The sequence below is a fragment of the uncultured Microbacterium sp. genome, from assembly GCF_963528945.1.
Classification (GTDB): domain Bacteria; phylum Actinomycetota; class Actinomycetes; order Actinomycetales; family Microbacteriaceae; genus Microbacterium.
The window spans coordinates 235,879-261,027 of sequence record NZ_CAURWX010000004.1 but is presented as its reverse complement, the minus strand read 5'-3'; the positions used below and the strand labels follow the sequence as shown (position 1 = coordinate 261,027).

Annotated in this window: 26 protein-coding genes, 1 tRNA gene and 1 pseudogene; 14 read left to right on the top strand and 14 right to left on the bottom strand. The window is 69.9% G+C overall.

The genetic code is table 11. The features are described 5' to 3' along the window. Window positions 1-81: 81 nt before the first annotated feature. Window positions 82-1,134: pseudogene (locus RWS82_RS13870) on the bottom strand (tyrosine-type recombinase/integrase). Window positions 1,135-1,226: 92 nt separating this feature from the next. Between RWS82_RS13870 and RWS82_RS13865 the strand changes: the two are divergent. After that, window positions 1,227-1,290 (top strand) — tRNA-Thr (locus tag RWS82_RS13865). Between the two features lie 99 nt (window positions 1,291-1,389). Next, window positions 1,390-2,340, top strand: a complete 951-nt coding sequence (locus RWS82_RS13860; protein WP_314651192.1) for an aldo/keto reductase — start codon at window positions 1,390-1,392, stop codon at window positions 2,338-2,340. A gap of 114 nt (window positions 2,341-2,454) precedes the next feature. Here the strand turns inward: RWS82_RS13860 and RWS82_RS13855 are convergent, their stop codons facing one another. Beyond that, window positions 2,455-3,600, bottom strand: a complete 1,146-nt coding sequence (locus tag RWS82_RS13855) for a calcium:proton antiporter (RefSeq protein WP_314651552.1) — start codon at window positions 3,598-3,600, stop codon at window positions 2,455-2,457. 160 nt (window positions 3,601-3,760) lie between these two features. Here RWS82_RS13855 and RWS82_RS13850 point away from each other — a divergent pair, with 160 nt between their 5' ends. Continuing rightward, window positions 3,761-4,297 (top strand): hypothetical protein, encoded by a 537-nt coding sequence (locus RWS82_RS13850; RefSeq protein WP_314651191.1) that lies wholly within the window; start codon window positions 3,761-3,763, stop codon window positions 4,295-4,297. Window positions 4,298-4,300: 3 nt separating this feature from the next. On the opposite strand, the gene cycA is transcribed toward RWS82_RS13850, so the two are convergent. Further along, window positions 4,301-5,728 carry a D-serine/D-alanine/glycine transporter gene (cycA, locus tag RWS82_RS13845; protein WP_314651188.1) on the bottom strand — a complete coding sequence of 476 codons (1,428 nt, stop codon included), beginning with the start codon at window positions 5,726-5,728 and terminating at the stop codon, window positions 4,301-4,303. Between the two features lie 152 nt (window positions 5,729-5,880). On the opposite strand from cycA, the gene RWS82_RS13840 reads away from it, so the two are divergent. Genes RWS82_RS13840 through RWS82_RS13825 form a run of 4 tightly spaced genes read left to right on the top strand, consistent with a single transcriptional unit; the run spans window position 5,881 to window position 9,313 of the window. After that, entirely contained in the window at window positions 5,881-6,843 is a 963-nt protein-coding gene (locus RWS82_RS13840) for an ABC transporter ATP-binding protein (protein WP_314651186.1), read from the top strand. Further along, window positions 6,840-7,601, top strand: coding sequence for an ABC transporter permease (locus RWS82_RS13835; protein ID WP_314651183.1), 762 nt, complete (start codon window positions 6,840-6,842; stop codon window positions 7,599-7,601). Before RWS82_RS13840 ends, RWS82_RS13835 begins: the two co-directional genes overlap by 4 nt. Before the next feature lie 9 nt (window positions 7,602-7,610). After that, complete coding sequence (locus RWS82_RS13830) at window positions 7,611-8,702, top strand: histidine kinase (RefSeq protein ID WP_314651181.1); 1,092 nt, start codon at window positions 7,611-7,613, stop codon at window positions 8,700-8,702. Continuing rightward, complete coding sequence (locus tag RWS82_RS13825; RefSeq protein WP_314651179.1) at window positions 8,699-9,313, top strand: response regulator transcription factor; 615 nt, start codon at window positions 8,699-8,701, stop codon at window positions 9,311-9,313. Before RWS82_RS13830 ends, RWS82_RS13825 begins: the two co-directional genes overlap by 4 nt. Before the next feature lie 43 nt (window positions 9,314-9,356). On the opposite strand, the gene RWS82_RS13820 is transcribed toward RWS82_RS13825, so the two are convergent. Together RWS82_RS13820 and RWS82_RS13815 are read right to left on the bottom strand one after the other, a co-directional pair. Further along, window positions 9,357-9,734 carry an MmcQ/YjbR family DNA-binding protein gene (locus tag RWS82_RS13820; RefSeq protein ID WP_314651177.1) on the bottom strand — a complete coding sequence of 126 codons (378 nt, stop codon included), beginning with the start codon at window positions 9,732-9,734 and terminating at the stop codon, window positions 9,357-9,359. Beyond that, entirely contained in the window at window positions 9,734-10,387 is a 654-nt protein-coding gene (locus RWS82_RS13815) for an SOS response-associated peptidase family protein (protein ID WP_314651174.1), read from the bottom strand. The genes RWS82_RS13820 and RWS82_RS13815 overlap by 1 nt, the downstream gene beginning before the upstream one ends. 94 nt (window positions 10,388-10,481) lie before the next feature. Between RWS82_RS13815 and RWS82_RS13810 the strand changes: the two genes are divergently transcribed. Continuing rightward, a complete protein-coding gene (locus tag RWS82_RS13810; RefSeq protein WP_314651549.1) occupies window positions 10,482-11,390 on the top strand; it encodes a DMT family transporter in 909 nt (302 codons plus the stop codon). Window positions 11,391-11,396: 6 nt separating this feature from the next. Here RWS82_RS13810 and RWS82_RS13805 read toward each other — a convergent pair whose 3' ends face one another. Together RWS82_RS13805 and msrB are read right to left on the bottom strand one after the other, a co-directional pair. Further along, complete coding sequence (locus RWS82_RS13805) at window positions 11,397-11,960, bottom strand: nitroreductase family protein (RefSeq protein ID WP_314651171.1); 564 nt, start codon at window positions 11,958-11,960, stop codon at window positions 11,397-11,399. Next, window positions 11,957-12,367, bottom strand: coding sequence for a peptide-methionine (R)-S-oxide reductase MsrB (gene msrB / locus RWS82_RS13800; RefSeq protein WP_314651169.1), 411 nt, complete (start codon window positions 12,365-12,367; stop codon window positions 11,957-11,959). Before msrB ends, RWS82_RS13805 begins: the two co-directional genes overlap by 4 nt. Window positions 12,368-12,442: 75 nt before the next feature. Here msrB and RWS82_RS13795 point away from each other — a divergent pair, with 75 nt between their 5' ends. The 4 genes from RWS82_RS13795 (at window position 12,443) to groL (ending at window position 16,053) form a co-directional block, all read left to right on the top strand. Continuing rightward, entirely contained in the window at window positions 12,443-13,435 is a 993-nt protein-coding gene (locus RWS82_RS13795) for a DUF2332 domain-containing protein (RefSeq protein WP_314651166.1), read from the top strand. A gap of 9 nt (window positions 13,436-13,444) precedes the next feature. Further along, window positions 13,445-13,702: a DUF3263 domain-containing protein gene (locus RWS82_RS13790; RefSeq protein WP_314651162.1), complete on the top strand. Its 258-nt coding sequence runs from the start codon at window positions 13,445-13,447 to the stop codon at window positions 13,700-13,702. A gap of 25 nt (window positions 13,703-13,727) precedes the next feature. Then, window positions 13,728-14,309 (top strand): LytR C-terminal domain-containing protein, encoded by a 582-nt coding sequence (locus tag RWS82_RS13785; RefSeq protein WP_314651157.1) that lies wholly within the window; start codon window positions 13,728-13,730, stop codon window positions 14,307-14,309. Window positions 14,310-14,433: 124 nt separating this feature from the next. Beyond that, window positions 14,434-16,053: a chaperonin GroEL gene (gene groL / locus RWS82_RS13780; protein ID WP_314651154.1), complete on the top strand. Its 1,620-nt coding sequence runs from the start codon at window positions 14,434-14,436 to the stop codon at window positions 16,051-16,053. 93 nt (window positions 16,054-16,146) lie between these two features. Here groL and RWS82_RS13775 read toward each other — a convergent pair whose 3' ends face one another. The 7 genes from RWS82_RS13775 to RWS82_RS13745 form a co-directional block, all read right to left on the bottom strand. Continuing rightward, window positions 16,147-16,434, bottom strand: coding sequence for a WXG100 family type VII secretion target (locus RWS82_RS13775; RefSeq protein ID WP_314651152.1), 288 nt, complete (start codon window positions 16,432-16,434; stop codon window positions 16,147-16,149). Between the two features lie 136 nt (window positions 16,435-16,570). Continuing rightward, window positions 16,571-18,271 (bottom strand): HAMP domain-containing sensor histidine kinase, encoded by a 1,701-nt coding sequence (locus RWS82_RS13770; protein WP_314651151.1) that lies wholly within the window; start codon window positions 18,269-18,271, stop codon window positions 16,571-16,573. A 47-nt stretch (window positions 18,272-18,318) separates the two neighbouring features. After that, a complete protein-coding gene (locus tag RWS82_RS13765) occupies window positions 18,319-19,011 on the bottom strand; it encodes a response regulator transcription factor (RefSeq protein ID WP_314651148.1) in 693 nt (230 codons plus the stop codon). Between the two features lie 171 nt (window positions 19,012-19,182). Next, window positions 19,183-20,130: a hypothetical protein gene (locus RWS82_RS13760; protein WP_314651146.1), complete on the bottom strand. Its 948-nt coding sequence runs from the start codon at window positions 20,128-20,130 to the stop codon at window positions 19,183-19,185. 137 nt (window positions 20,131-20,267) lie between these two features. Beyond that, on the bottom strand, window positions 20,268-21,911 hold the full coding sequence (locus tag RWS82_RS13755; RefSeq protein WP_314651145.1) for a DNA repair helicase XPB: 1,644 nt from the start codon (window positions 21,909-21,911) through the stop codon (window positions 20,268-20,270). A gap of 36 nt (window positions 21,912-21,947) precedes the next feature. Further along, window positions 21,948-23,657 (bottom strand): helicase-associated domain-containing protein, encoded by a 1,710-nt coding sequence (locus RWS82_RS13750; protein WP_314651143.1) that lies wholly within the window; start codon window positions 23,655-23,657, stop codon window positions 21,948-21,950. 10 nt (window positions 23,658-23,667) lie between these two features. Then, window positions 23,668-23,940, bottom strand: coding sequence for a multidrug ABC transporter ATPase (locus RWS82_RS13745; RefSeq protein WP_314651141.1), 273 nt, complete (start codon window positions 23,938-23,940; stop codon window positions 23,668-23,670). Between the two features lie 119 nt (window positions 23,941-24,059). Here RWS82_RS13745 and RWS82_RS13740 point away from each other — a divergent pair, with 119 nt between their 5' ends. Beyond that, window positions 24,060-24,440: a cold shock domain-containing protein gene (locus RWS82_RS13740; protein ID WP_314651138.1), complete on the top strand. Its 381-nt coding sequence runs from the start codon at window positions 24,060-24,062 to the stop codon at window positions 24,438-24,440. Then, window positions 24,424-25,134, top strand: a complete 711-nt coding sequence (locus RWS82_RS13735) for a DUF3027 domain-containing protein (RefSeq protein WP_314651135.1) — start codon at window positions 24,424-24,426, stop codon at window positions 25,132-25,134. Before RWS82_RS13740 ends, RWS82_RS13735 begins: the two co-directional genes overlap by 17 nt. Window positions 25,135-25,149 lie beyond the last annotated feature (15 nt).

Genomic DNA, 25,149 nt, shown 5'->3' with positions numbered 1-25,149 from the left:
GGATCGGATCCGTGAGGAATCGCGGTTCCAGAAGCGCTCCGACTCGGTTGGGGTAGTCGTCTCGTGACTGTTTAGCGGTTCTCAATTCCATACACCTGCATTCTGTATTTCGTTGCGGACGGACTCGATGTCTACGTGGTTGTAGGTTTCGAGTGTGGTCATCACCGTTGCGTGAGTGGCGAGGTAGGCGACGGTGCTAGGCGAGACGCCCCTGGATAGGAGGCGGGTTATGTATGTGTGTCGGAAAGTGTGGGGCGACCAGCGCGTGACGCCTGACTTCTTCCTCAAGCGCACGACCAGCCGATCCACCGCGTGATATGTCATAGGTCGGCCGATCTCGCCTGCCTACAGATTGACGAAGACGAAGTCTGAGTCGACATCGCGGTACTCAATGTGCTGATACGCGGCATACATGCGAATCACGTAAGCCGGCACCGGTACTTCGGCGAAGTTCGTACTCTTGTTCCGCGCGTCCGATTCAACGACGTCATCATCTTCCGGAAAAACGCGAACTGACGAGCGCGAGATGCGGATATCGGAGTGGCGGAGCAGGAGAGCTTGACCGATCCTCATCCCGGTCTCGTAGAGCAACGCGAAGAGGAACTTGTCGCGGAGGCGGTTGCAAGCGTTGACAATCGACGTCACCTCAGCGTCCGAGAGCACATGCCGAACCTGCTCGGTTTTTTTCAGTCGAGGGCCGACGCGGACAACTGGACGACCACTCTCGGTGTACCTGTTCTTTGAGCGCCGAGCAGTGAGGAGCAGGTGACTGTACACGTCATCGCCTCGCGCATCGGCGAGGAACAAGGCGAACGATGAGACGGCGGAGAGTGAACGATTGACCGTCGCCTTGGTGCGCTTGCCCGCCGGATTAAGTTTCGTCACAAGCTCAGGTGAGGGTGTGCGCATGAATGCGATGAAACCTGCGAGCACTTCGTTGGTGACCGCGGTCCAGAGCAAGGACTTTGACTCGAGGAAGCTGTGGAAGTGAGCAAGGTCGGACGCGTAGGCCCTGATCGTATTAGGGGAACGCTCAATGGAGTGTTGATAGCGAAGGAAGGCCGTTACGTCTCCCAGAGGAACGCCTCTGTGGTCGACGACTGCCCAGCGTTCTGGAGTCTTGACCTTTACCACCGACGCCATTGATCCTCCGTGGATGACATAATGGAGTCCAAGATGTCATCCACGGAGGATGCTGTCAAGTCGATGACTTGGATTACATGTGAAGTCTACGGTAGAAATAACACCGTACTTGTAATACGGGGGTTACGGGTTCGAGTCCCGTAGTCGGCTCTTCACAAGCGGAACGTGAGTCCCGGTTCGTCGGCGACGACCGAGGTATGCGGTCGAATCGGAAATACCCCGCGCTGATGGTCGGTTGGCCCCGGTATGACTCGTATCGGAAACAGTGACCTCGACGTTCTTCCCCTCTCGCTCGGCGGCAACGTGTTCGGGTGGACGGCCGACCGCGACGCGTCCTTCGCCGTGCTCGACGCGTTCATCGACGGCGGCGGGGACTTCATCGACACGGCCGATGCGTACAGCGCGTGGGCGCCCGGCAACAGTGGCGGGGAGAGCGAGACGATCATCGGCGAGTGGCTCGCGTCGCGCCGGCCCGAGGGCGTGATCGTCGCGACCAAGGTCAGCCAGCACCCCGAGTTCCGTGGGCTGTCGGCGTCGAACGTGCGCCGGGCCGCGGAAGCATCGCTCGGTCGCCTCGGGGTCGACGCGATCGACCTCTACTACGCGCACTTCGACGACGAGTCGGTCCCGCTGGAGGAGACCGTCGGTGCGTTCGGCGAGCTCGTTTCCGACGGCCTGGTGCGCAACATCGCGGTCTCGAACTACACCGGCGACCGCATCCGGCAGTGGATCGACATCGCGCAGCGCACCGGTGCTGCGCTGCCGGTCGCCATCCAGCCGCACTACAACCTCGTGCACCGCAACGACGTCGAGGACACGATCATCCCCGTCGCGGAGGAGTTCGGGCTCGGACTCGTGCCCTACTACTCGCTCGCGAGCGGCTTCCTCACCGGCAAGTACCGGTCACCCGAGACCGCAGGGCAGTCGTCGCCGCGGGCCGAAGGCGCCGCGAAGTACGCCACGCCGCAGGGACTGCGGATCATCGACGCGCTGGAAGAGATCGGCAACGCCCACGGGGCGTCGATCGCCGCGACCGCCCTCGCGTGGTTGCGCGCGCAGCCGACCGTCGTTGCGCCGATCGCCAGCGCTCGCACGGTCGATCAGGTTCCCGACCTGCTCGCCGGAGCCCGTCTCGCGCTCACTCCCGTCGAGGTCGAGACCCTCACCCGCGTCTCCACCTGGTCGCCGCAGGCCTGACCCTTCCCCCTCCCGTCGCATTTTCTGTCGCTCGTCGCACGCTCGGGCGACAGAAAGTGCGACGGGAGCAGAGGGGTGCGGTGGGTGTGGGCGGGGGAGCAGAGGGGAAGCGGGCTAGGAGAAGAGGGCGATGACGTAGGCGGCGAAGACCACCAGGTGAGCGGCGCCGTGGGTGGCTGTGGTGCGCTTCGCCGCGAACGTCGTCACCGACAGCAGCAGGGTGACACCCAGCAGCAGCAGGTTCACGGGCGACTCCGCCAGGACGACGGTCTGCCCCGTGAGCATCCCGATGATCAGTACGACCGGGATGGTCAGGCCCACGGTCGACACCAGTGCACCGTGGCACAGGTTCACGACCCGCTGCGCCTCGCCGCGCAGCGCCGCCCGGATCGTCGTGATCGATTCGGGCAGGAAGACGATCGCCGCGATCAGCACGCCGGCGAGCGCCGGGGGAGCGCCCAGCCGCCCGAGGCCGTCGTCGAGCAGCGCGGCCATGTCGTGCGAGAGCAGCACGATGGGGGCCACCGTGACGACGAGCAGCGCGAGCCGCACGAGCACCTCCGTGCGGTGCTCGACGAGCACGCGACGGATGCCGACGCGCGGGGTCGACCCTTCCGCCGCCGTCGCCCAGGGAAGGGGCGCGACCTCGGTGAAGTCCGTGGATTGCGCCCCCATCTGGCGGTAGAGGAAGAACGCGTACAACCCGAGCGTGAGCACGACGATCGGGATCTCCTGGGTGAGGGTGAACGCGCCACCGTTGCCGATCAGCGCGGGCAGACCGAACGCGAGCGCGACCAGCACGACGAGCATCGACAGGTAGGCCGAGGTACCGGTGCGGTTGTGCGCGAGACCGCGATGGCGGATGCCGCCCACCAGCAGCGCCAGGCCGATCACCAGGTTGAGGATGATCATCGACACGGCCATCACCGAGTCGCGCGCGATCGTGGCGTGCTCGCCCGGGCCCAGCATGACGGCGGAGATGAGGATGACCTCGATCAGCACGATCGAGAGGGTGAGCACGAGCGACCCGTACGGATCACCGAGCCGGTGCGCCAGCGCCTCGGCATGCGTCACGACGCCGAACGCGCACACCAGGATCACGGCCACGATCACCACGAGCGCCGCGATCAACACCGGGGCGGGGGCCGGCGCGGCGAGGAGCGGATGCGCGAGCACGGCGGCGAGGAACGTGCCCCAGCCGAGTGCGATGCGGGCGAGGTCGGATGCTCCGACGAACTGTCTTACCGCGGGGGAGGTCATCATCTGGATCCTTCGCGGGGCCGTCCCCGGGTGATGACGCGGACCGGGTCGTCCCGGCGGCAGCGTGCGCAGCGCACGATGAGATGATATCGCTCGGAGCCGACGGAAACCCGAACACCCCTCGTCGCATGAGGGGGACGCATCCGCGGGGAGGGATCGCATGCTGACTGTCGTGGTGCACATCGCCGTCGCGGCGATCGCCGGGTGGCTGGCGGTGGAGGCCGCGTACTACGCGCGGAAGCATCCGAACCGCGACCGGCGGCACCCCGACCGCCTCCGCCTCCTGAAAATCCTCCCGATCACCGGGTGGATCTTCGTCGTCGTCGGCCTCCCGCTGCTGCTCCTCGCCGACGCCTCTCGAAGCGAGGACCGTGTCGGCATGGCGATCACGGCGTCCGCGATCCTCACGGCCGGAGTCGTCTTCGTCGTCATGTACCGCAATTGGTACGTCGCCTTCGATGACGAACAAGTGACCTTCCGCACCCTCCTCGGCGTCACCCGAACGTTCCGCTACTCGGACATCGCCGACTACGCGGTCACGCGGTCGGATCAGGGACCCGTGCTGACGGTGCGCACCACGCGCGGTGTGCGTCTCCGGCTGAACATCCGCCGATACGACGCCGCACCGCTGCTCGCCCACCTCCGGTTCCATCGAGCGACCGGGCGGTGGGCGGTCAGCGGCGAGTTGCGACGCTGACCCTCACCCCTCGTCGTCGCTGCGCAGGTGCGCGATGTGCGCGGCGTGCCGCTCGAGGTGGTGCGGCGAGCGACGCACGAACAGCCACGCCACGACGAGCACCGCGAACCAGATCGGCGTCACCAGCAGGGCGGTGAGCGTGTCGGGCTGCGTCGTGAGAGCCCAGAGGATGAAGACGAAGAACGCCAGGACGACGAAGACCATCACCCGGCCACCCGGAAGGCGGAAGGTCGAGGCGGCGGCCTTCGACGGGCGGTTGCGGCGGTACGCGAGGTAGCTGAGCAGGAAGATCGTCCAGACGAACATGAAGCACACGGCCGATACGGTCGTGACCATCTCGAAGGCCGTGCCGATGTCGTCGCCCGCGTAGAGCAGCACGACGCCGGAGAGCAGCAGGATGCACGACAGGAAGAGCGCGTTCTGCGGCACGCGCCGCTTCGACAGGCGGCCGAACAGACGCGGCGCGTCGCCGTCCTGCGCGAGGCCGAACACCATGCGCGACGTCGAGTAGATGCCAGAGTTGGCGCTCGACATCGCCGAGGTGAGCACGACGAGGTTGACCACCGTGGCCGCGATGCCGAGCCCGGCGAGGGCGAACATCGCGATGAAGGGGCTCTCGCCGGCGACGTACTCCGTCCACGGCGTGACCGCCATGAGGATGACCAGAGCGCCCACGTAGAACAGCAGGATGCGGATGGGGATGGCGTTGATCGCCTTCGGGAGGTTCTTCTCCGGGTCCTTCGTCTCCGCCGCCGCCGTGCCGACGAGCTCGACGCCCACGAACGCGAACACCGCGATCTGGAATCCGGCGACGAATCCCAGGAAACCGTGCGGGAACATGCCGCCGTGCGCCCAGAGATTGGCGAAGCTCGCGGTGCCCGCGTCGTGCGAGAAGCCCGTGAGGATCATCACCAGGCCGGTCACGATCAGCGCCACGATCGCGATGATCTTGATGAGCGCGAACCAGAACTCCATCTCGCCGAATGCGGCGACCGACGGGAGGTTGAGGGCGAGCAGGACGACCACCACGGCCAGCCCGGGGATCCACAGCGGGACGCCCGGGAACAGAGCATCCGTGTAGCCGGCGATGGCGATGACGTCGGCCACCCCGGTGACGACCCAGCAGAACCAGTAGGTCCAGCCCGTGAAGAAGCCGGCCCATGGCCCCAGCAGGTCGCTCGCGAAGTCGCTGAACGACTTGTACTTCAGGTTCGACAGCAGCAGCTCGCCCATGGCGCGCATGACGAAGAACAGCATGAAGCCGATGATCATGTAGACGAAGATCACCGAGGGTCCGGCGACCGAGATCGTCTTTCCGCTGCCCATGAACAAACCGGTGCCGATGGCCCCGCCGATCGCCAGGAGCTGGATGTGGCGGTTGCTCAGCGCTCGCCGGAGGTGCTGTTCGTCGTCGGTCTTCTGCACGGTCACCCGATGCAGAGTAGCCGACGACCCGGGGTCGCTCCGAAACGACGCCGTCGCAGCGGGCGGCGCCGCGACGGCGCGTCGACATGACGGATGTCATCCCGAAGGTGTGACATCGGCCTCCGGCGCCACGCGGCGGTCGACGATTCACTGGAAGCATGACCCAGCCTGCCTCCGTCTCCACTCTTCGAGAGCCCGAGCACCCCGCCCCCGCCCCCGCCGTCGAACTGCAGGGGATCGTCCGTCGCTTCGGCGCCGGCGCCCACCGCCTCGTGGCCGTCGACGGCGTCGATCTGCGCATCGAACGCGGCGAGGTGGTCGCGCTGCTCGGACCGAACGGTGCCGGCAAGACCACCACGATCGACGTCCTGCTCGGCCTGGCCGACCCCGACGAGGGAACGGCCCAGGTGCTCGGCACCCGGCCGCAGCGGGCGGTCGCCTCGGGCCGCCTCGCCGCCGTGCTGCAGACGGGAGGGCTGCTCTCCGACCTCACCGTGCGCGAGACGGTCGCGGTGATCGCCGGACTGCACGGCGCGACCGGCCGCATCGCCGAGGTGATGGAGCGCGCCGACCTCGGCCCGATCGCGCGTCGGCGCGTCGGCCGCTGCTCGGGCGGTGAGAAGCAGCGCGTGAAGTTCGCCCTCGCCCTGTTGCCCGACCCGGACGTGCTGGTGCTCGACGAACCCACCGCGGGAATGGACGTGACCGCTCGGCGCCGGTTCTGGGACGCGATGCGGGCGGATGCCGATGCGGGCCGCACCATCGTGTTCGCGACCCACTACCTCGAAGAGGCCGAGCAGTTCGCCCGTCGCACGGTGGTGATGAACCACGGCGTCGTGGTCGCCGACGGAGCGACGGCCCAGCTGCGGGCATCGCTCGGCGGACGAACGGTATCCGCCACCGTGCCCGGCGGCCGCGCCGAGGTCGCCGCCCTCGTCGCCGAGCTGCGCGCCGACGCCGGGGTCGCCGACGTGGATGTCGACGCCGATCGCGTCACGGTGCGCACCGCAGCATCCGATGTCCTCGCGGGGCGCCTGCTCGCACGGGGCGCGACCGATCTCGAGATCACCGCGCCCACCCTCGAATCCGCTTTCACCTCTCTCACCAAGGACCCCGCATGACCGCGCTCGTCGCCCCGGTGCTCTACCGCACCGAACTCGTCCGCCAGATCCGCAACCCCTACACGCTCGCCTTCACCCTCGCGATGCCCGTGGCGATGTACCTGCTCTTCGGGGCGAGCATGTCGTACGCGTCGCAGAGCGTCGGTCAGGCCAACGTCTCGTTCTACGTCATGGTGTCGATGGGCGCCTACGGCACGGCGACCGCGATGAGCTCGCTCTGTTCGCTCGCCGCCTCGGAGGTCGGTCAGGGGTGGGGGCGGCAGCTGGCGCTCACGCCGATGTCGACCCTCGGATACGCGCTGACCAAGGTGCTCGCGGCCGTCTCGTTCGCGGCCCTCGCCGTGGTGTTCGTCTACGCCGCCGGCCTCGCGACGGGCGCCGAGGCATCCGACCCCTGGCGGTGGGTGGCCGCCGCCGTGATCACCCTCGGCCTCGGGCTCGTCTTCGGACTGTTCGGGCTGGGCGTCGGTCTCGCCTTCAACTCCGACTCGGCGGCCGCGCTCGCCTCGATCTCGATCACGTTCTTCGGGTTCTTCGGCAACGTGTTCGTGCCTCTCGACGGCACGATGCTCGACATCGCGCACGGGACGCCGATGTACGGTTACGTCGCCCTGGTGCGGTGGCCGGCGACCGACGGCGCGCTCGTCGCCGGCGGATCAGACCCACTGTGGGCGGTGCTCCTGAACGTCGTCGTGTGGGCCGTGGCGTTCGCCGGACTCGTACGTCTCGGTGTGCTGCGCTCGCGGCGCCGTCGCTAGGCTGGAGCGATGACCGACGTGGCCGACAGCACGGCCCACACCGGGCCGTGGCAGCGCTGGGGCTGGCTCATGGCCGTCGTCTGGATGGTCTTCCTCGTCTACCCCGTGCTGGCACTGTTGCAGTCGAACGCCGAGGTCGGGTGGGTCGCGCTGGGATGGGTCGCGCTCGTCTGCTTCGCGGTCGTCTACGTCGTCGGTTTCGTGGCCGGTATGCGCGCGGAGTGGGGTGCGCCCAGCCGCCTCGTGCGCACGCTGTTCTGGGCGCAGATCGCCTGCGCGGTCGCGACGATCCCGGCGATCGACACCCGGGCGCTGAGCTTCCTGCCGTACCTGATGTCGTACGCCAGCTACGGCCTGCGCGGCGTCTGGCACTGGGCGACCACGCTCGGCGGCATCGCGGTCGCCGCCGGGGTGATCGTCGTCACCGGTCGATTCGCGGAGCACTTTCAGATCCTCGCCATCGTGCTGCTGATCGCGGTGGTGAACACCGTCAATTCGTGGTTGATCGGGCGCTCGGTCGACGCGGATCGGGTGCGCGTGCAACTGGCGACGAGCGAGGAGCGCACGTCGATCGCCCGGGACGTGCACGATCTGCTCGGGCACACGCTCACCGCGGTGAAGCTCAAGGCCGAACTCGCCGAGCGGCTCGTCGACGCCGACCCCGCGCGAGCGAAGGCCGAGCTCGCCGAGATCGTGCACCTGACGGGCGAGGCGATCGCGGGCGTGCGCAGCACGGTGACGGGCCTGCGGGGCGCCGCCCTGGGCGAGCAGGTGCGGGCGAGCTCGGCCGCCCTCCGGTCGGCGGGGGTCGACGTGGAGGTCGCGGGTGACCCCGCCGCGCTCTCGCCCGCGCAGTCGCTGCCCGCGGGGTGGATCGTGCGGGAGGCGACGACCAACGTGCTGCGGCATGCGGATGCCTCCCGGGTGCGCATCGCCATGGCGCCCGGCGAGGTGGTCGTCGAGGACGACGGACGCGGTGTGCGCGGCGGCGGGGCGGGCAACGGGATGCGCGGCATGGCGGAGCGTGCGGGGGCGGCGGGGGCCGTGCTCGCCGTCGACGAGGTGCCCGGCGGCGGCACGAGGGTGAGTGTGACCTGGTGACCGATCCCATCCGACTGCTGCTCGTCGACGACCAGGCGCTCGTGCGCGGGGCGATGGGGGCGCTGCTCGAACTCGAGCGAGACCTCACCGTGGTCGCCGAGGCCGCAGACGGCGCCGCGGCCAGCGAGCGCGCCGCCGAGACGCAGCCCGACGTCTGCCTCATGGACATCCAGATGCCAGGCATCGACGGCATCGCCGCGACGCGGGCGGTCCGAGCGGTGAGCCCGTCGACCCGGGTGCTCGTCGTCACGACCTTCGCGCGCCCCGGCTACCTGCGGCAGGCGCTCGACGCCGGGGCCAGCGGCTTCATCGCGAAGGACACCCCGGCGTCCGATCTCGCGCATGCCGTGCGGCGGGTGCACCAGGGTCTGCGCGTCGTCGACCCGGCGCTCGCCGAGGCGTCGCTGTTCGAGGGGGCCAACCCGTTGAGCGAGCGGGAGCAGCAGGTGCTGCGCCTGTCGGCCGACGGCCGCGCGATCGCCCGCATCGCCGCAGAGGTGTTCCTCTCGGCGGGAACCGTGCGCAACCACCTGTCATCGGCCATCGGCAAGACCGCGACCGAGAACCGGGTGCAGGCGGCTCGCGTCGCGCGCGACAAGGGCTGGATCTAGTCTCCGCCGGCGGCGGGTTGGCGGCGGGTTGGCGGAGGGTCGCTCAGACCCGTCCGAACAGCTCGGGGTCGACGGGCCGCTGGGCGCGGGGGAGCTTCTCCACGACGAGACGGTACGACTCGGTGACGAGTTCGTCGACCAACCCGGCTTCGAGCGACGGGCCCGGCTGCAGTGTGATCCAGTGCTTCTTGTTCATGTGATAGCCGGGCACGATGTCGGCGAAGGTCTCGCGCAGGGCGACGGCGTCGTCGGGGTGCGACTTCAGGGTCACCCGCCCGGTGCCGTCGAGGGGGAGGAGCAGGAACACACGTCCGCGCACCTTGTACACGTCCCACTCCGGGCCGAAGGGCGCCGTGCGCTCCGAGCCGGGCAGCTCGTCGGCGCGCGCGGCCGCGGTGCGGGTGAGCAGCGATGCATCCATCAGAAGAGACGGTCCGTTCCCTTGTCGTCGGCGCGCGGTGCGGCCACCACGCGCTCGTCGAGGGATGCCGCGGCCAGCAGAGCCTCGTCGATCAGCTCGCGGTCGCCCTGCGCCGTGAGCCAGTCGTGGGCGAAGGCGGTCGGGATGAGCACCGGCATGCGGTCGTGGATGTCGGCGAGGTGCGCGGGAGCGGGCCGCATGACGATCGAGTAGCACGTGAACCACTCGCCGTCGGCGGTGCGACCGCGCTGGGTCACGGCGGCCATGCCGAACAGCGTGCCCTGCCCGATGCCGAACTCGTGCCACACCCGCTCCGGCTTCTTCATCTCGAACCAGTTCGTGGCCGGAACCAGGGCGCGGTTCTTGAGACCGCCGGGCCGCTCCTGCAGGCGTTCCGAGCGGGTGTTGATCGAGGGGAAGCGGGCCGGCGCGCCGTCGACCAGGAACCCCCACCACGCAGGCTCGATGGTCGGCGCCCCGTCGGCGTCGACGATCACCGGATTGAGGTTGCGCAGGTTCTTCCCCGACGGGCGCAGCGTCTCGCCGTCGTTGCGCTGCGCCCAGCCGCGCAGGTCGTCGAGCATCTCGCTGTCGGCCTCGGCCAGCAGCTCGGCGTCGGTGAAGCGGGGATCCAGTCCGTAGCTCGCGCACATGTCCTCAGGCTAGACCCGACCTCCGACACCCGGGAGGGGCCGCGGAGTCCGGTACCGTGAGGCGGTGACCCCCACCCGCTCCGTCCCCGCTCCCGTGGCGATCGGCGGTGCGGTCGCGATCGGCGTCATGACCGCGATCCAGGCGCGCATCAATGGCGTGCTCGGGGTCCGCCTCGGCGACGGCATCGTGGCCGGGCTCGTCTCGTTCTCAGTCGGCACCCTCGTGCTCGCGGCGATCGTCGCCGCGCTGCCGAGCGGACGCGCGGGCATGGGGCGACTCGCGCGAGGGCTGCGGGCGCGGCGCATCCCCCCGTGGATGCTGCTCGGCGGCGCGTGCGGCGCTCTCACCGTGTCGACCCAGGGACTCACGGCCGGCCTGCTGGGTGTCTCGCTGTTCACCGTCGGCGTCGTGGCCGGGCAGACCACGCACGGGCTCGTGCTCGACAGGATCGGATTCGGCCCCGCCGGCGTGGTGGCCGTGACGATGGGGCGCGTCGCCGGTGCGGCGCTGGCCCTCATCGCGGTCGCGGTGTCGCTGAGCGGCGACGTGCTGACCACGGCGCCGCTGTGGATGCTCGTGCTGCCGTTCGCCGCGGGAGTCGGCATCGCGTGGCAGCAGGCGGCGAACGGCCGTCTCGCCCAGCGGGTCGCCTCCCCGATGGCGGCGACGATGACGAGTTTCGTCGCCGGAACGGTCGTGCTCGCGCTCGCCGCGACCGTCAGCGTGCTCGTCGGGGGCGCTCCCGATCCGCTGCCCGCCGAGCCGTGGCTGTATCTCGGCGGTACGCTCGGCGTCGCCTACATCTTCCTCGGGGCGTTCCTCGTGGCCCACACGGGCGTGTTGCTGCTCGGCCTCGGATCGGTGCTCGGCCAGCTGGTGACGGCGGTGATCATCGACATGCTCTGGCCCACCGAGGCGGGCCCCGCCCCGTGGCAGATCGTGACGATGGTCGTCATCGCCGCGGCATCCGTCGTCGTGGCGCTCGCCCGCCCTCGACGGTGACGCCGCCTACTTCTTCTTCGCCTTCTTCAGGGCGTCGGGCGCGGGCATCCGTGTGAGAACCTCGTCGGCGTCGATCGGCTTGCGCCGGCCCGGCCTCTTGTCTGGCTTGCCGCCGACGTAGAGCCACCCGAGCAGCTCCTCGTTCTTGCCGAGCCCGTGCGCCTTGGCAACCGCCTTCGCCCGCGTGTAACCGCCCGTGCGCCAGATGACGCCCCACCCGGCCTCGTCGAGCAGCAGGCTGAGAGTGTGCGCGACACCCGATGCGACGGCCTCCTGCTCCCACCGCGGCACCTTGCCGCTCTTGCGGTAGCTCGCCACGACGGCGATCAGCAACGACGCGCGAAGGGGCTTCGTCGACGGATGCTTGTCGCCCTCGGCCTTCCCGATCGCCGCGCCGAGTGCGAGACGGTCGTCGTCGCGCAGCTCGATCAGCCGCCACGGACGCAGCGAGGAGTGATCGGCCACGCGCCCCGCAGCCGCGACGAGAGGGAGCAGCTGCTCGTGCGTCGGGGCGTCGGGGGTGACCTTCGACCACGACTGACGCGCGACGACGGCGTCGAAGGCGCTCACGCCTCCGGCGCCTCGGGGGTGAAGTTCAGGGCGAGCGAGTTCATGCAGTAGCGGTCGCCCGTGGGCGTGCCGAAGCCGTCAGGGAAGACGTGCCCCAGGTGCGAGCCGCAGCTCGCGCACCGCACCTCGGTGCGCACCATGCCGAGCGTCGTGTCTTCGATGAGTTCGACGGCCTCGGGGCGCACCGACTCGTAGAAGCTCGGCCACCCGCACCCGGAGTCGAACTTGGTGCCGCTCTGGAAGAGCTCGGCACCGCATGCGCCGCAGGTGTAAAGGCCGGAGCGGCTCTCGTCGAGCAGCTCGCCCGTCCACGCGCGCTCGGTCGCGGACTGGCGCAGCACGGCGTACTGCTCGTCGCCGAGCTCCTGGCGCCATTCGTCTTCGGTCTTCTGCACGTCGTACGGCATGTGTCCTCCCGGGGTGTTCTCTCCATTCTCCCCTCTGCGACGAGTGCGGGGCACGTCGGCGACGAGAATGGGGGGATGACGGATGCCGTACGCGAGCGCTATGCGCGCTTCGCCGCAGTCGAGGCCCCGGGTCGCAGTGCGGTCTACGCGGAATGGGCGGCCGGGGTCGCCGTCGATACCGCAGTGCAGGCGGTGCTCGCCCGCATCCCCGAGACGCATCGCCAGCCGCCCCTCGTGTTCGCCGTCACGCGTCTGCTGGGGGCTCCCGTCGCACCGTTCGACGAGTGGCGGGCGTTCGTGATCGGTCGCGCAGACGATGTGGTGTCGGAGTGCGCGGCCCGCACCCTGCAGACGAACGAGCCGCTTCGGTTGGCCGCACTGCTCCCCGTGCTGTCGGAGATCGAGGGTCCGCTCGCGCTGCTCGAGGTCGGGGCATCCGCGGGCCTCTGTTTGTATCCCGACCGGTACTCGTACCGGTTCCGCGACGCCGACGGAACGCTGCGCGCCGTTCTCGACCCGCACGACGGCGTATCCGACGTCGTGCTCGAGAGCCGCGTCGACGGGCCGCTCCCGCCGCTGTCGATGCCGCAGGTCGTGTGGCGCGCCGGCATCGACCTCGCTCCGCGCGACGCCCGCGACCCCGACGACCGGCGATGGCTGCGGGGCCTCGTCTGGCCGGGGGAGAGCGGCCGGGAGCAGCGCATCGAGGCTGCGCTCGACGTCGCGGCAGCCGACCCGCCGATGCTCGTCGCAGGGGACGCCCTCGACCGCCTCGACGCCCTGGCCGCGGCGGCGCCGTCCGACGCGACGCTCGCCGTCACCACGCCGGGCGTGCTCGTGCACATCCCCCGTGGCTCGCGCCAGGCTCTCGTCGACCGCATCCGCTCGCTCGATGCGCGCTGGGTGACGATCGATCCGCCCGGCCTGCTCGACATCTGGGAGCCGGCGGTCGACGCCGCCTCCTGGCCGGGGTTCGTCGTCGCCCTCGACGGGCGCGTGCGCGCGGCGGCCGATCCGCTCGGCGCGTGGTGGGAGTGGCGTCCGGGAACCGCGGGTCCGTCGACCTAACCTGGAGGCATGCAGGGAGAGATGACCGAGCGCGACCGCGCGATCCTCTCGCTGGAGACCCTCTGGCCGCGGCACAGCGGCGCGAAGGAGGAGGTTATCCGCGCGCAGCTCGGCATGAGTGCCGCCCGGTACTACCAACTGCTCGCACGCCTCGTCGACTCGGATGCCGCCCTGGAGTACGACCCCCTTCTCATCGGTCGACTGCGTCGGTTGCGCGATGTGCGGGCCCGGCGGCGCACCGCCCGCACGCCGGGGTTCGTGGGCTGAAGCCGGCCTCGGCTAGCATCGAGGGGTGTCCAAGCCCTCCCGCGATCGTTTCGACGAGGTTCCCCGATCCGACGGACGTGTCGGAGCGCACCGCGCCGAGGCGCCAGGAATGAACGGCTGGGTGGTTCTCCTCTGGTCGTTCGTGGCCGCGCTCGTCCTGGTCATCGCGGGGATCTTCGGCTCTCTCGTGGTCATGGGGCGCATCTCGCTCTTCCCCGAGGCTCAGCCCACCGCGGTGCCAACGCCGGTCGAGACGGGTGTCGTCGACACGGCCTACGCGGTCACGATCCTCAACGCGACGCCCGACGAGGGGCTCGACGCCCAGATGCGCGACACCCTGCTGAACGCCGGCTTCGCGAAGGTCTACGCCAGCGACAGCGGCAGCCAGGACTTCACCGACACCACGGTCTACTACGTCGAGGACGCCGACCGTCCCGCCGCTCTCGGAGTCGCCGACCTCATCGGCGGCGCCACCGTCGAGCAGAGCGACTTCTACGCGGGCCTGGCCGACGGACAGAAGCAGCTGACGATCGTAATCGGCCTCGATCGCTCCTCCGGCGGTGGGGGAGCAGATGACGGATCGGGCGGCGAGACCCCCGCTCCCTGAGCCCCGGCGCCCGGGCCCTCCACGCGGCTTGCACTCGATGGGGTCGAGTGCCAGAATGGCGTTAGCACTCTCTTACTCGGAGTGCTAAACCCAACGTCTACGTCCAGGAGGGACGACAAAACTCATGGCAAAGATCATCGCTTTCGATGAGGAGGCCCGTCGCGGCCTCGAGCGCGGCCTCAACATCCTCGCCGACGCCGTCAAGGTGACGCTCGGCCCGCGTGGTCGCAACGTCGTGCTCGAGAAGAAGTGGGGCGCCCCCACCATCACGAACGACGGCGTGTCCATCGCCAAGGAGATCGAGCTGGACGACCCGTACGAGAAGATCGGCGCGGAGCTCGTCAAGGAGGTCGCCAAGAAGACCGACGACGTCGCCGGTGACGGCACCACGACCGCCACGGTCCTGGCTCAGGCGCTCGTCCGCGAGGGCCTGCGCAACGTCGCGGCCGGCGCCGACCCCATCTCGCTCAAGCGCGGCATCGAGAAGGCCGTCGCCGCGATCACCGAGGAGCTGCTCACCAGCGCCAAGGAGATCGAGTCGAAGGAGCAGATCGCCGCCACGGCATCCATCTCCGCCGCTGACCCCGCGATCGGCGAACTGATCGCCGAGGCGATCGACAAGGTCGGCAAGGAGGGCGTGGTCACCGTCGAGGAGTCGCAGACGTTCGGCACCGAGCTCGAGCTCACCGAGGGTATGCGCTTCGACAAGGGCTACCTCAACCCGTACTTCGTGACGGACCCCGACCGCCAGGAGGCGGTGTTCGAGGACCCCTACATCCTCATCGCGAACCAGAAGGTCTCCAACATCAAGGACCTGCTGCCGATCGTCGACAAGGTGATCCAGGACGGCAAGGAACTCGTCATCATCGCCGAGGACGTCGAGGGCGAGGCTCTCGCGACGCTCGTGCTGAACAAGCTCAAGGGCATCTTCAAGTCGGTCGCCGTCAAGGCTCCCGGCTTCGGCGACCGCCGCAAGGCGCAGCTGCAGGACATCGCGATCCTCACCGGCGGACAGGTCATCACCGAAGAGGTGGGCCTCAAGCTCGAGAACGCCACGCTCGACCTGCTCGGCCGTGCGCGCAAGGTCATCGTCACCAAGGACGAGACCACGATCGTCGAGGGTGCCGGCGAGGCCGACCAGATCGAGGGTCGCGTCACGCAGATCCGTCGCGAGATCGAGAACACCGACAGCGACTACGACCGTGAGAAGCTGCAGGAGCGCCTCGCCAAGCTCGCCGGCGGCGTGGCCGTCATCAAGGCGGGTGCGGCGACCGAGGTCGAGCTCAAGGAGCGCAAGCACCGCATCGAGGACGCCGTCCGTAACGCGAAGGCGGCCGTCGAGGAGGGCATCGTCCCCGGTGGTGGCGTCGCGCTCATCCAGTCCGGCACGAAGGCGCTCGACGCTCTCGAGCTGACGGGTGACGAGGCGACCGGTGCCAGCATCGTTCGCGTCGCGATCGAGGCTCCGCTGAAGCAGATCGCCCTCAACGCCGGCCTCGAGCCGGGTGTCGTGGCGAACAAGGTCTCCGAGCTCCCCGCGGGCCAGGGCCTCAACGCCGCCACCGGCGAGTACGGCGACATGTTCGCACAGGGCATCATCGACCCGGCGAAGGTCACGCGCTCCGCGCTGCAGAACGCCGCGTCGATCGCCGGTCTCTTCCTCACCACGGAGGCCGTCGTCGCCGACAAGCCCGAGAAGGCCTCCGCTCCCGCGGGCGACCCGACGGGTGGCATGGACTTCTGATCCATCCCGCATGACAGAACGCCCCCGGCTTCGGCCGGGGGCGTTTCTGCGTTCCCGGCCGACGGAGGAGGAGTCCGCCGGCCGGGCGCGGGGTCAGCGGAACAGGCCCGCCGAATACTGATCGGCATCGGCGTACTGGGTGGCCGCGGAGCCGAGAGCGGTGCCGATCGACTCGAGCACCTGCTCGACGTGGGCGGCGGCACCCCGCCACTGCTCGGCGCAGCCCTGGAAGGCGGTGGCAGCCCCGCCGACCCATGACGACTGCAGCTGTGTGAGCTGCGCCATGAGCGTGCTCGACTCGCTCTGCAGGCGGGTCATGGTGGCGAGTGCCGCCGTCTGGGCGGCCTGGACGGCTTCGGTGTCGACGGTGAAGACGGACATGAGGGGTTCCCCTTTCGTTGGTGCTCCGACCGTAGGCGCAGCACATGCCGCGACGGATGCCCGCGAGCCCGGACCGCCCGGTGGCGGGGACAAGTTTCGTTTGAGGGTTGCTGTGCAGGGAGCCTGGCCGGCGCCGTCAGAGGTCGAGCGGCTCGATCGGCTGGGTGTCCTCGAGCAGGTGCTCGGGCGTCGCCCGCGCCGGAGCCAAGGGGAGGGTGACGGTGAACGTCGCGCCGCCGCCCTCGGTCTCCGCGACCGAGACCGAGCCGTTCAACGCCTTCATGATCGACGCGACGATGGCGAGACCGAGTCCCGAGCCGCCCGTCTCGCGAGCGCGCGACGTGTCGGCACGCCAGAAGCGCTCGAAGATCTGCTCGCGGATCTGCGGAGGGATCCCTTCGCCGTGGTCGACGATCGAGATGCTCGCCGTGCCGCGCACGCGATTCGAGTCGACGACGATCTCGAGCGGCGAGTCCTCGGGCGAGAACCGTCGCGCGTTGCCGAGCAAGTTCGTCACGACCTGGCGCACCTTGTTCTCCTCGCCCAGAGCGATGGGCGGGGTGCGCACCGGCTGGTCCGGCTGCTCGGTGAAGTCGATCGCCGGCATCTGCTCGGTCGGGGTCGGCGTGGGCGTCGTGCGGGGGCGGCGGCGCAGCCGCGCCAGGGTGGCGCGCGGGAGGCTGCGCGTGGGGGGCGGCGGGGCCGGCACGGGAGCGATGCGGACCGATGCCGTCGTGGGCTGCTCCGCCGTGCGGTCGATCACGGTCACGGTGCGGCCCGGCGCGGCCGCGCGCAGGTCGAGTGCCGCGTCACGGGCCACCGGCCGGAGGTCGATCGGCACGATCTGCGGCTCGCGCTCCTCGTCGAGCCGCGCGAGAGCGAGCAGGTCCTCGACCAGCACGCCCATCCGGATCGCCTCCTTCTCGATGCGCTCCATGGCTCGCGCCGTGTCCTCCTCGCCCTGGATGGCTCCCATCCGGTACAGCTCGGCGTAGCCGCGCACGCTGACCAGCGGCGTACGCAGCTCGTGGCTGGCGTCGCCGATGAACCGGCGCATGTGCTGCACGGTGCGCTCGCGCTGGGCGAGCGAGCGGTCGACCCGGTCGAGCATGGTGTTGATCGCGCCGTTGAGGCGGCCGACCTCGGTCGTCGGCTCCAGATCGGTCAGGCGCTGGCTGAAGTCGCCGGCTGCGATCGCCATCGCTGTCGCCTCCACCTGGCCCAGCCGCCGGAAGGTGAGTGTCACCAGCCCCCGGGTCGCGAGTGCCGCGATGAAGATCGTGATGAGCGCGATCGTGATGTAGATGCCGAAGTACTGGCCGAGGATGCGGTCGACCTCGACCAGGGGCATTGCCACGACCTGGATGTACAGCGCGCCGCCGTCGGCCGGCACGATAGCCACCATGGCGCGGTAGACGCTGCGGTCGGCTCCGGGCAGATCCCACGCCTCGCCCTCGTCGGCCTTCGCCTTCTGCAGCGAGTACTCCGACGGGAACAGCGGCGCCGCCTCGGCATCCGATTCGCCCGCCGTCGCGACGAGCACGCCCTCAGCGTCGTAGATGGCCACCGAGAAATCGCGGGGGGTGTCGGTGCGCGTGTACGTCGTTTGTCCGTCGACGGTCGAGGTGTCGAAGTAGCGGTCGACGAGCGGCGTGGAGACCAGCCCCGGAAGCTGCGCATCGATGTTCTGCACGAGCGCGGTGCGCAGGATGGGCACGGTGCCGACGCCGGCGACGAGCAGGCCGAGCGCGAGGACCGCGACCGTCACCCCCGTGACCTTCGCGCGCAGGCTGATCCGGCGCCACCAGGAGGTGACCGCGTCGGGCTGGGTCGCCATGCGGTCCTCTCGTTCGTGGCGTGGATGCGGGGGCGTGTCCGCCGTCGTCAGGCGGACTTGCCGATCTTCAGCATGTAGCCGAAGCCGCGCTTGGTCTGGATGAGCGACTCCTCGGTGTGGGGGTCGATCTTGCGGCGCAGGTACGAGATGTAGCTCTCGACGATCCCCGCGTCGCCGTTGAAGTCGTACTCCCAGACGTGGTCGAGGATCTGCGCCTTCGACAGCACGCGGTTCGGGTTCAGCATGAGGTAGCGCAGCAGCTTGAACTCGGTCGGGCTGAGCTCGATCGGCACCTTGCCGACGTGCACGTCGTGGGTGTCCTGATCCATCGACAGCTCGCCGGCGCGGATGATCGACTCCTCGTCGGCCTGCATCGTGCGGCGCAGGATCGCCTGGGCGCGGGCGACGATCTCGTCGAGGCTGAACGGCTTGGTGACGTAGTCGTCGCCGCCGGCGTTGAGTCCCTCGATCTTGTCGTCGGTGCCGTCCTTCGCCGTGAGGAAGAGGATCGGCGCGGTGAATCCGGCGCCGCGCAGGCGCTTGGTGACGCTGAAGCCGTTCATGTCGGGCAGCATGACGTCGAGGATGATGAGGTCGGGCTCCTCCTCGAGCACGGCCGAGATGGTGGCCGCGCCGTTGGCGACGGTCTTCACCTCGAAGCCCGCGAAGCTGAGACCGGTGGAGAGCAGGTCGCGGATGTTCGGCTCGTCGTCGACGACCAGAATTCGTGCAGCTGTCATGACCCCATTATGGTGACTCAGCCGATGGTCCGGCTGATCATTCGCCGGTGCGCCCGGTCTCCCTGCGCCCTCCCGTCGCACGAACGGCTGCTCTGAGCGCTGAGACGAGCCGTTCGCGCGACCGGAACCGGCGGAGGGAGCCGTTGGTGCGACCGGAGCGGGGAGTGAGGGTCAGCGGAGGGCGGCGCGGACGCGGCCCGTCAGCACGTCGGGGCGCGCCAACAGAGCCGCGGTGACCTCGATGACGGTCCAGCCGGCCGCCCGCAGGCGCGCCATGCGCTCGACGTCGGCGGCGTAGTGGGCGGCGTGCACGGTGCCGTGGTACTCGATCGCCGTTCGTCGATGCGGGTACGCCAGGTCGAGGCAGGCGAGGAAGCGGCCGTCGTCGTCGAACACATCGACGTTCAGATCGGGCTCGGGAAGGCCTGCCGCGAGAAGGATGCACCGCACATGCGACTCGCGCGGCGACCAGGAGTCCTCTCGGATGAGTTCGAGCGCCTGCCGCAGCCGCGGATTGCCGACACGGCGCCCGGCATCGACAGCCGACCGCAGCTCGTCCCGGGTCGTGAGCGGCGGGCGTCCCACGTGACGCCGCCCGACGCCCGGTCTCCTCACGCGGCAGAAGAAGTCGCCGAGGGCCACGAGGTCGGGGAGGGCGAGGCGACCGAGACTCGCCCACGTACTCGCCGGCGATGTCGCTCGCACCACGCCACGCGTGATGATGTCGCTCGTCGCGGGACTCGCTCGGTGCCCGACGATCCCCGGCGCTCGGGGCAGCGGCGCGGCGCCGAAGATGCTCACGTGCACCGGGAAGCCCACGGAAGGATCACCGTCGAGGGGAAGAGGCGCACCCCAGATCGCTGCCGCCGTCTCATGACTGAAGAACTGCGTGTCGAGCATCCGGGGGAGCCATGCCCGGGCAGCCGCCCGTCGGGCCTGCTCCTGGCGCATGAACGAATCGTCGGAGAGGGACCGTTCGTCGGGAAGAACGCGCACGCCGCGGAACGGGCGTTCGAATCGCGGATGCCGAAGGGTGCCCCGCTGCACGCCGAGGTCGCGAGCATCGGCCACCCCGAACACCGAGCCGAGGTCGCGCGGAAGCGGTTCCGGGTTTCGCATCCCGCGACTCTGCCATGCCCGCGCCACGCCCCGGCGGCGCTCTCCACAGCCCCTGTTCCGGTCGCACGAACGGCTGTTCTGAGCGCGGAGAAGAGCCGTTCGTGCGACCGGAAGCGAAGCGAGAAGCCAGCGGGCGATCAGGCGGCGGCGAGAGCGTCGGCGTCGAGGATCGTGTAGCTGTAGCCCTGTTCGGCGAGGAAGCGCTGGCGGTTCTGCGCGTAGTCCTGGTCGACGGTGTCGCGCGCGATCAGCGTGTAGAAGCTCGCCGTGTGACCCGACTGCTTCGGGCGCAGCAGACGTCCGAGACGCTGCGCCTCCTCCTGCCGCGAACCGAACGACCCCGACACCTGGATGGCGACGGATGCCTCGGGCAGGTCGATCGAGAAGTTGGCGACCTTCGAGACGACGAGCAGCTGGATCTCGCCCTCACGGAACTGACGGTAGAGGTCTTCACGCTCGTCGACGGGGGTCGCCCCGGTGATCTGCGGCGCGTTCAGGGCCTGCGACAGCGTCTCGAGCTGGTCGAGGTACTGCCCGATCACCAGGATCTGCTCGCCGGGATGCTTCGCGATCAGCTCGCGCACGGCATCGATCTTCGCCGGCGCCGATGCGGCCAGGCGGTACCGTTCGTCGTCGGTCGCGGCGGCGTACTCGAGCCGGTCGTCCGGCGGCAGGTCGACGCGCACCTCGAAGCACGCGGCGGGGGAGATGAAGCCCTGCGCCTCGATCTGCTTCCATGGGGCATCGAACCGCTTCGGCCCGATGAGGCTGAACACGTCGCCCTCTCGGCCGTCTTCGCGCACGAGGGTCGCCGTCAGCCCGATGCGTCGGCGGGCCTGCAGGTCGGCGGTTAGCTTGAAGACGGGCGCGGGCAGCAGATGCACCTCGTCGTACACGACGAGACCCCAGTCGAGAGCGTCGAGCAGCGCGAGGTGCGCGTACTCGCCCTTCCGCTTCGCCGTGAGGATCTGGTAGGTCGCGATGGTGACCGGCTTGACCTCCTTCGACTGCCCCGAGTACTCGCCGATCTCCTCCGGCGTCAGGCTCGTGCGCTTGAGCAGCTCGTCGCGCCACTGCCGCGCCGACACGGTGTTCGTCACCAGGATGAGCGTGGTGGTCTTCGTGGCCGCCATCGCTCCGGCACCGACGATGGTCTTCCCGGCGCCGCAGGGGAGGACGACGACACCCGAGCCGTCCTTCGAGAACGCGTCGACGGCATCCTGCTGGTACGGACGGATCTTCCACGTGGTCTCGGCGAGCTCGATCTCGTGTGGGGTGCCGGGGGTGTAGCCGGCGAGGTCCTCGGCGGGCCAGCCGATCTTCAGCAGCTCCTGCTTGATCTGTCCGCGGGCCCAGGCGTCGATGACGAACGTCTCGGGGGAGGGGTGGCCGACGAGCAGCGGCTGGATGCGCTTGTTCGCCGCGACCTGGGTGAGCACGGCGGCGTCGGTGGACCGCAGGATCAGCAGCCCCTCGTCGTCGCGCTCGATGACCAGGCGGCCGTAGCGGTTCACCGTCTCCCGCAGGTCGACCGCGACCGACGGCGGCACCGGGAAGCGCGACCAGCGGTCGAGGGTCTCGAGCATGTCGTCGGCGGTGTGGCCGGCGGCCCGCGCGTTCCACAGTCCGAGCCGGGTGATCCGGTAGGTGTGGATGTGCTCCGGAGCGCGCTCGAGCTCGGCGAACACGGCGAGTTCGTGGCGGGCGCTTTCGGCGTCGGCGTGGGCGACTTCGAGTAGCACGGTGCGATCGCTCTGGACGATCAGGGGGCCATCAGACATAGCTGACCATCCTACCCGCGCGGGGTGTGACCGGCCTCAGGTTTCGACGACCGACGCCGAGCGGATGCTCGACACGGGCAGCGTGCGCTCGACGTCGGCCGCCCGGTCGCGGCCCCGCAGTCGCCCGCCACCGAGACCGGTCGCCTCGAGCTCCAGGTCGCGGGTCGAACCGTCGGGCATCGCCACCGTCACCCGCAGGAGGGCGCGAGCGCGCACGGCCGCCTCGAGTTCGCGCCCGAGCCAGGCGGCGTCGGCATCCGGCCCGCGGTGCTCCCGCAGTCGTGCGATGAGGGGACCGTAGTCGACCACGGCCGCCGTGGCGGGGGCGTCGCCAGCGCGCTGACGGTCGGCGACGATCGGTGCGCCGTCGGCGCCGATGAGGGTGGCGGGATAGCGGGCGTCGACGAGCGCGCCGTGCACGGTGTCCCGACCGACGTGGGTGGTCAGGGAACCGGTGTGACGCACGAGTCCCAGGGGCTTGAGAGCCTGGTCGACGGCGATGGCTCCGAGCAGGTGGTCGTCGGCACTCTCGATGCGCGTGCTCCCGGTCTCGTCGTCGGTCGACACGCGCACGAGGCCGTGGCGCGCGGCGGCGCGGGTGACGAGATACGACAGCGGCTGCGGGATGCCCGTGAGCGAGAGCGTGCCGAGGAAGTCGTGAATCGACCGCTCGGTCTCGCCGAGGATGAGCGCCCGCGTGACGGACTCGTCGGTGAAGCGGTAGGACGACGCCTGTGCCGCCGATTCCCGCACGGCCATCGTGCGCAGCCGGACGTCGAGCTGCGGAGCGAGGGGCCCGGGGGCGATCGCGGTGAGGTCGTTCTGCAGGAAGATGCGGTCGACCTCCGCGGGGAGGAGGGCGAGGAGCGCGGCGGGGTCGGCGTCGCGACCCGCACGGAGGGGCGCTGCCCACGGCGGTTCGGAGCCGTCGTCGGCGACCAAGCCGAGCAGGCCCGCGACCTCGAGCAGCGCCGCGCTGCGCTGCGGCCACTGCGGGTCCCACGGGTGCGCGCCGACCCACGTCGACGGGGGCGTCCATCCGCCCTCGGGGGTGCGCAGGCCGCGCGGCAGCCGTGCGCGGAACGCCGTCGCGACGTGCATCCACCGTTCCGCCGCCGAGGAGCGCAGCCAGGATTCGCCGGTGTCGGTGACGCGCAGGCGGCGTGCGCCGGCCACGGCGAGTTCGGCGTGCACGGCGAGGTCGAGGAGCGCGTCGATGCCGTCGATCGGGACTCCCGCCTCGTCCAGCTGTCGCTTCTCGGCGGCCGTGAGGGTCCCCCCGGCGAGGAGGCCGAGGGGAGCGTCGCGGGTGAGCAGGAGCAGGTCGGCCAGGCGGGCGACCGTGGTGAAGGCGCGCTCCGCGGCGTGTGCGGCGACCGGATCCGATGACGCTCCGGTGGGCGTCTCGTCGCGGGGGTCGGCGGGGGCCGGGCGTCCGGCGAGCACCGTGCTCACGGGAGGCCACGGCGAGCCGTCCGGTTGCAGGAGCGCCAGAGAGGTGAGCGCCGCGCGGTGCTCCCCGGCGTCGCCGCCGCGGTCGGCCCGCACGAGGGCGATGGCCTCGGCAGCGGTGAGCGCGGGCAGCGCGCGCTGGATCGAGGCAGGATCGAGGAGGGCCTCGGCAGCGTCGAAGAAGTCGTGCCAGCCGGGGTCGGCCCGCACCCCGCGGGCGCGCAGGAGCCGGTCCAGCTGCTCATCGCTCGTGGCCGCGAGGTCGTCGGCCAGCGGGCGCGCGTGCGTGCTCATGTCGACGCCCTCAGGATCGCGATGCGCGACCCTTGCGGATGAAGCTCATCACGAGCAGCGCGATGATCATGGCGAATGCCAGCGGCAGGCCCCAGTAGGGGATCGCGGCGACGACCGGCCAGAGCCCCTCGCCGAAGTCCTTCTGGTCCATGCCGACGGCCGTGCCGATGATGATGACGAAGAAGCAGATCACGGATGCTGCGGCGATGCCGAGCGCCGTGAAGGCCAGGAAGCGATCCAGTCGTCGGATCGGAACATCCGGCTGGGAGTTCTGCGTGCTCATCCCTCTCACCCTACCCGCGCGCGCGGACGTCGAGCTCCGTCATCGTCACCGACCGGTAGGCTGGCAGGGGTCGCGCACACGCGCGATCTCTGCTCCGCACGACTCAGCGAGGTTCTCCCATGCCCACCGGCAAGGTCAGGTTCTACGACGAAGACAAGGGTTTCGGCTTCATCGCCTCCGATGACGGTCAGGACGTCTTCCTGCACGCGTCCGCCCTGCCCGCCGGCGCGTCCGTGAAGGCGGGGGCCCGTGTCGAGTTCGGGGTGGCCGACGGCAAGCGCGGACTGCAGGCCCTCTCGGTGCGCGTGCTCGAGGCGCCCGTCAGCCTCGCCAAGGCCAAGCGCAAGCCGGCCGACGACATGGCGATCATCATCGAGGATCTCGTGAAGCTGCTCGACGGCATCGGCGGCGACCTGCGTCGCGGCCGATACCCCTCGTCGAGCCACGGCCGCAAGATCGCCGCCGTTCTGCGCAAGGTCGCTGATGACCTCGAAGCCTGAGCCCGACGAGCGCCTCGTCGGCGCCCATGATCTCGCACTGCAGGCGCTGCGCGAGATCACCCCTGCATCGACGATCGGCCCGGCCGCCGGGTACTTCGTCGAAGACGACGGCACGGTGTCGTTGCGTTTCGAGAACCGACTGGCGGGCTATCCCGGCTGGTACTGGATCGTGACCGTGGCTCGCGTCGACGACGACGAGCCCACCGTGCTCGAGGCGGAGTTGCTGCCCGGCGATGGTTCGCTGCTGGCCCCGGAATGGGTGCCGTGGGCGGAGCGTCTGGCCGAGTACCGCGCGCACCAGGCGGAACTCGCCGAGCAGAGCGCGGCGGCGGCTGCCGATGATTCGGGATCGGATGCCGAGGACGGCACCGAGGACGACGAGTCGGATGACCTCGACGACGAGACCGACGACGTCGAGGACGACCTCGACCTCGACGACGAGGAGGACGACGAGGACGACGAGATCGATGGCGTCGTGTCTCCCCGGCTGCACGCCGGCGATCTCGACGGGGTCGACATCGACGAGCTCGACGACTCCGTCGAGTCGGACGAGGACGACGACGCGGACGACGACGAGGCGGACGACGTTGAGACCGACGACGACGACGTCGAGAGCGACGCGGACGACGAGGACGAGACCGACGACGTCGCGGACGACTCCGCAGCGGAGGGCGACGACTCCGAGGAGGAGTGAGTCCCCGGGGGCCCG

What these genes read in the sequence shown, in the direction of transcription:
- RWS82_RS13860 (WP_314651192.1), top strand. Translation starts at nt 1,390, where the DNA reads ATGACTCGTATCGGAAACAGTGACCTCGACGTTCTTCCCCTCTCGCTC.
- RWS82_RS13855 (WP_314651552.1), bottom strand. Translation starts at nt 3,600, where the DNA reads ATGACCTCCCCCGCGGTAAGACAGTTCGTCGGAGCATCCGACCTCGCC.
- RWS82_RS13850 (WP_314651191.1), top strand. Translation starts at nt 3,761, where the DNA reads ATGCTGACTGTCGTGGTGCACATCGCCGTCGCGGCGATCGCCGGGTGG.
- RWS82_RS13840 (WP_314651186.1), top strand. Translation starts at nt 5,881, where the DNA reads ATGACCCAGCCTGCCTCCGTCTCCACTCTTCGAGAGCCCGAGCACCCC.
- RWS82_RS13835 (WP_314651183.1), top strand. Translation starts at nt 6,840, where the DNA reads ATGACCGCGCTCGTCGCCCCGGTGCTCTACCGCACCGAACTCGTCCGC.
- RWS82_RS13830 (WP_314651181.1), top strand. Translation starts at nt 7,611, where the DNA reads ATGACCGACGTGGCCGACAGCACGGCCCACACCGGGCCGTGGCAGCGC.
- RWS82_RS13820 (WP_314651177.1), bottom strand. Translation starts at nt 9,734, where the DNA reads ATGGATGCATCGCTGCTCACCCGCACCGCGGCCGCGCGCGCCGACGAG.
- RWS82_RS13815 (WP_314651174.1), bottom strand. Translation starts at nt 10,387, where the DNA reads ATGTGCGCGAGCTACGGACTGGATCCCCGCTTCACCGACGCCGAGCTG.
- msrB (WP_314651169.1), bottom strand. Translation starts at nt 12,367, where the DNA reads ATGCCGTACGACGTGCAGAAGACCGAAGACGAATGGCGCCAGGAGCTC.
- RWS82_RS13795 (WP_314651166.1), top strand. Translation starts at nt 12,443, where the DNA reads ATGACGGATGCCGTACGCGAGCGCTATGCGCGCTTCGCCGCAGTCGAG.
- RWS82_RS13790 (WP_314651162.1), top strand. Translation starts at nt 13,445, where the DNA reads ATGCAGGGAGAGATGACCGAGCGCGACCGCGCGATCCTCTCGCTGGAG.
- groL (WP_314651154.1), top strand. Translation starts at nt 14,434, where the DNA reads ATGGCAAAGATCATCGCTTTCGATGAGGAGGCCCGTCGCGGCCTCGAG.
- RWS82_RS13775 (WP_314651152.1), bottom strand. Translation starts at nt 16,434, where the DNA reads ATGTCCGTCTTCACCGTCGACACCGAAGCCGTCCAGGCCGCCCAGACG.
- RWS82_RS13770 (WP_314651151.1), bottom strand. Translation starts at nt 18,271, where the DNA reads ATGGCGACCCAGCCCGACGCGGTCACCTCCTGGTGGCGCCGGATCAGC.
- RWS82_RS13765 (WP_314651148.1), bottom strand. Translation starts at nt 19,011, where the DNA reads ATGACAGCTGCACGAATTCTGGTCGTCGACGACGAGCCGAACATCCGC.
- RWS82_RS13760 (WP_314651146.1), bottom strand. Translation starts at nt 20,130, where the DNA reads ATGCGAAACCCGGAACCGCTTCCGCGCGACCTCGGCTCGGTGTTCGGG.
- RWS82_RS13755 (WP_314651145.1), bottom strand. Translation starts at nt 21,911, where the DNA reads ATGTCTGATGGCCCCCTGATCGTCCAGAGCGATCGCACCGTGCTACTC.
- RWS82_RS13750 (WP_314651143.1), bottom strand. Translation starts at nt 23,657, where the DNA reads ATGAGCACGCACGCGCGCCCGCTGGCCGACGACCTCGCGGCCACGAGC.
- RWS82_RS13745 (WP_314651141.1), bottom strand. Translation starts at nt 23,940, where the DNA reads ATGAGCACGCAGAACTCCCAGCCGGATGTTCCGATCCGACGACTGGAT.
- RWS82_RS13740 (WP_314651138.1), top strand. Translation starts at nt 24,060, where the DNA reads ATGCCCACCGGCAAGGTCAGGTTCTACGACGAAGACAAGGGTTTCGGC.
- RWS82_RS13735 (WP_314651135.1), top strand. Translation starts at nt 24,424, where the DNA reads ATGACCTCGAAGCCTGAGCCCGACGAGCGCCTCGTCGGCGCCCATGAT.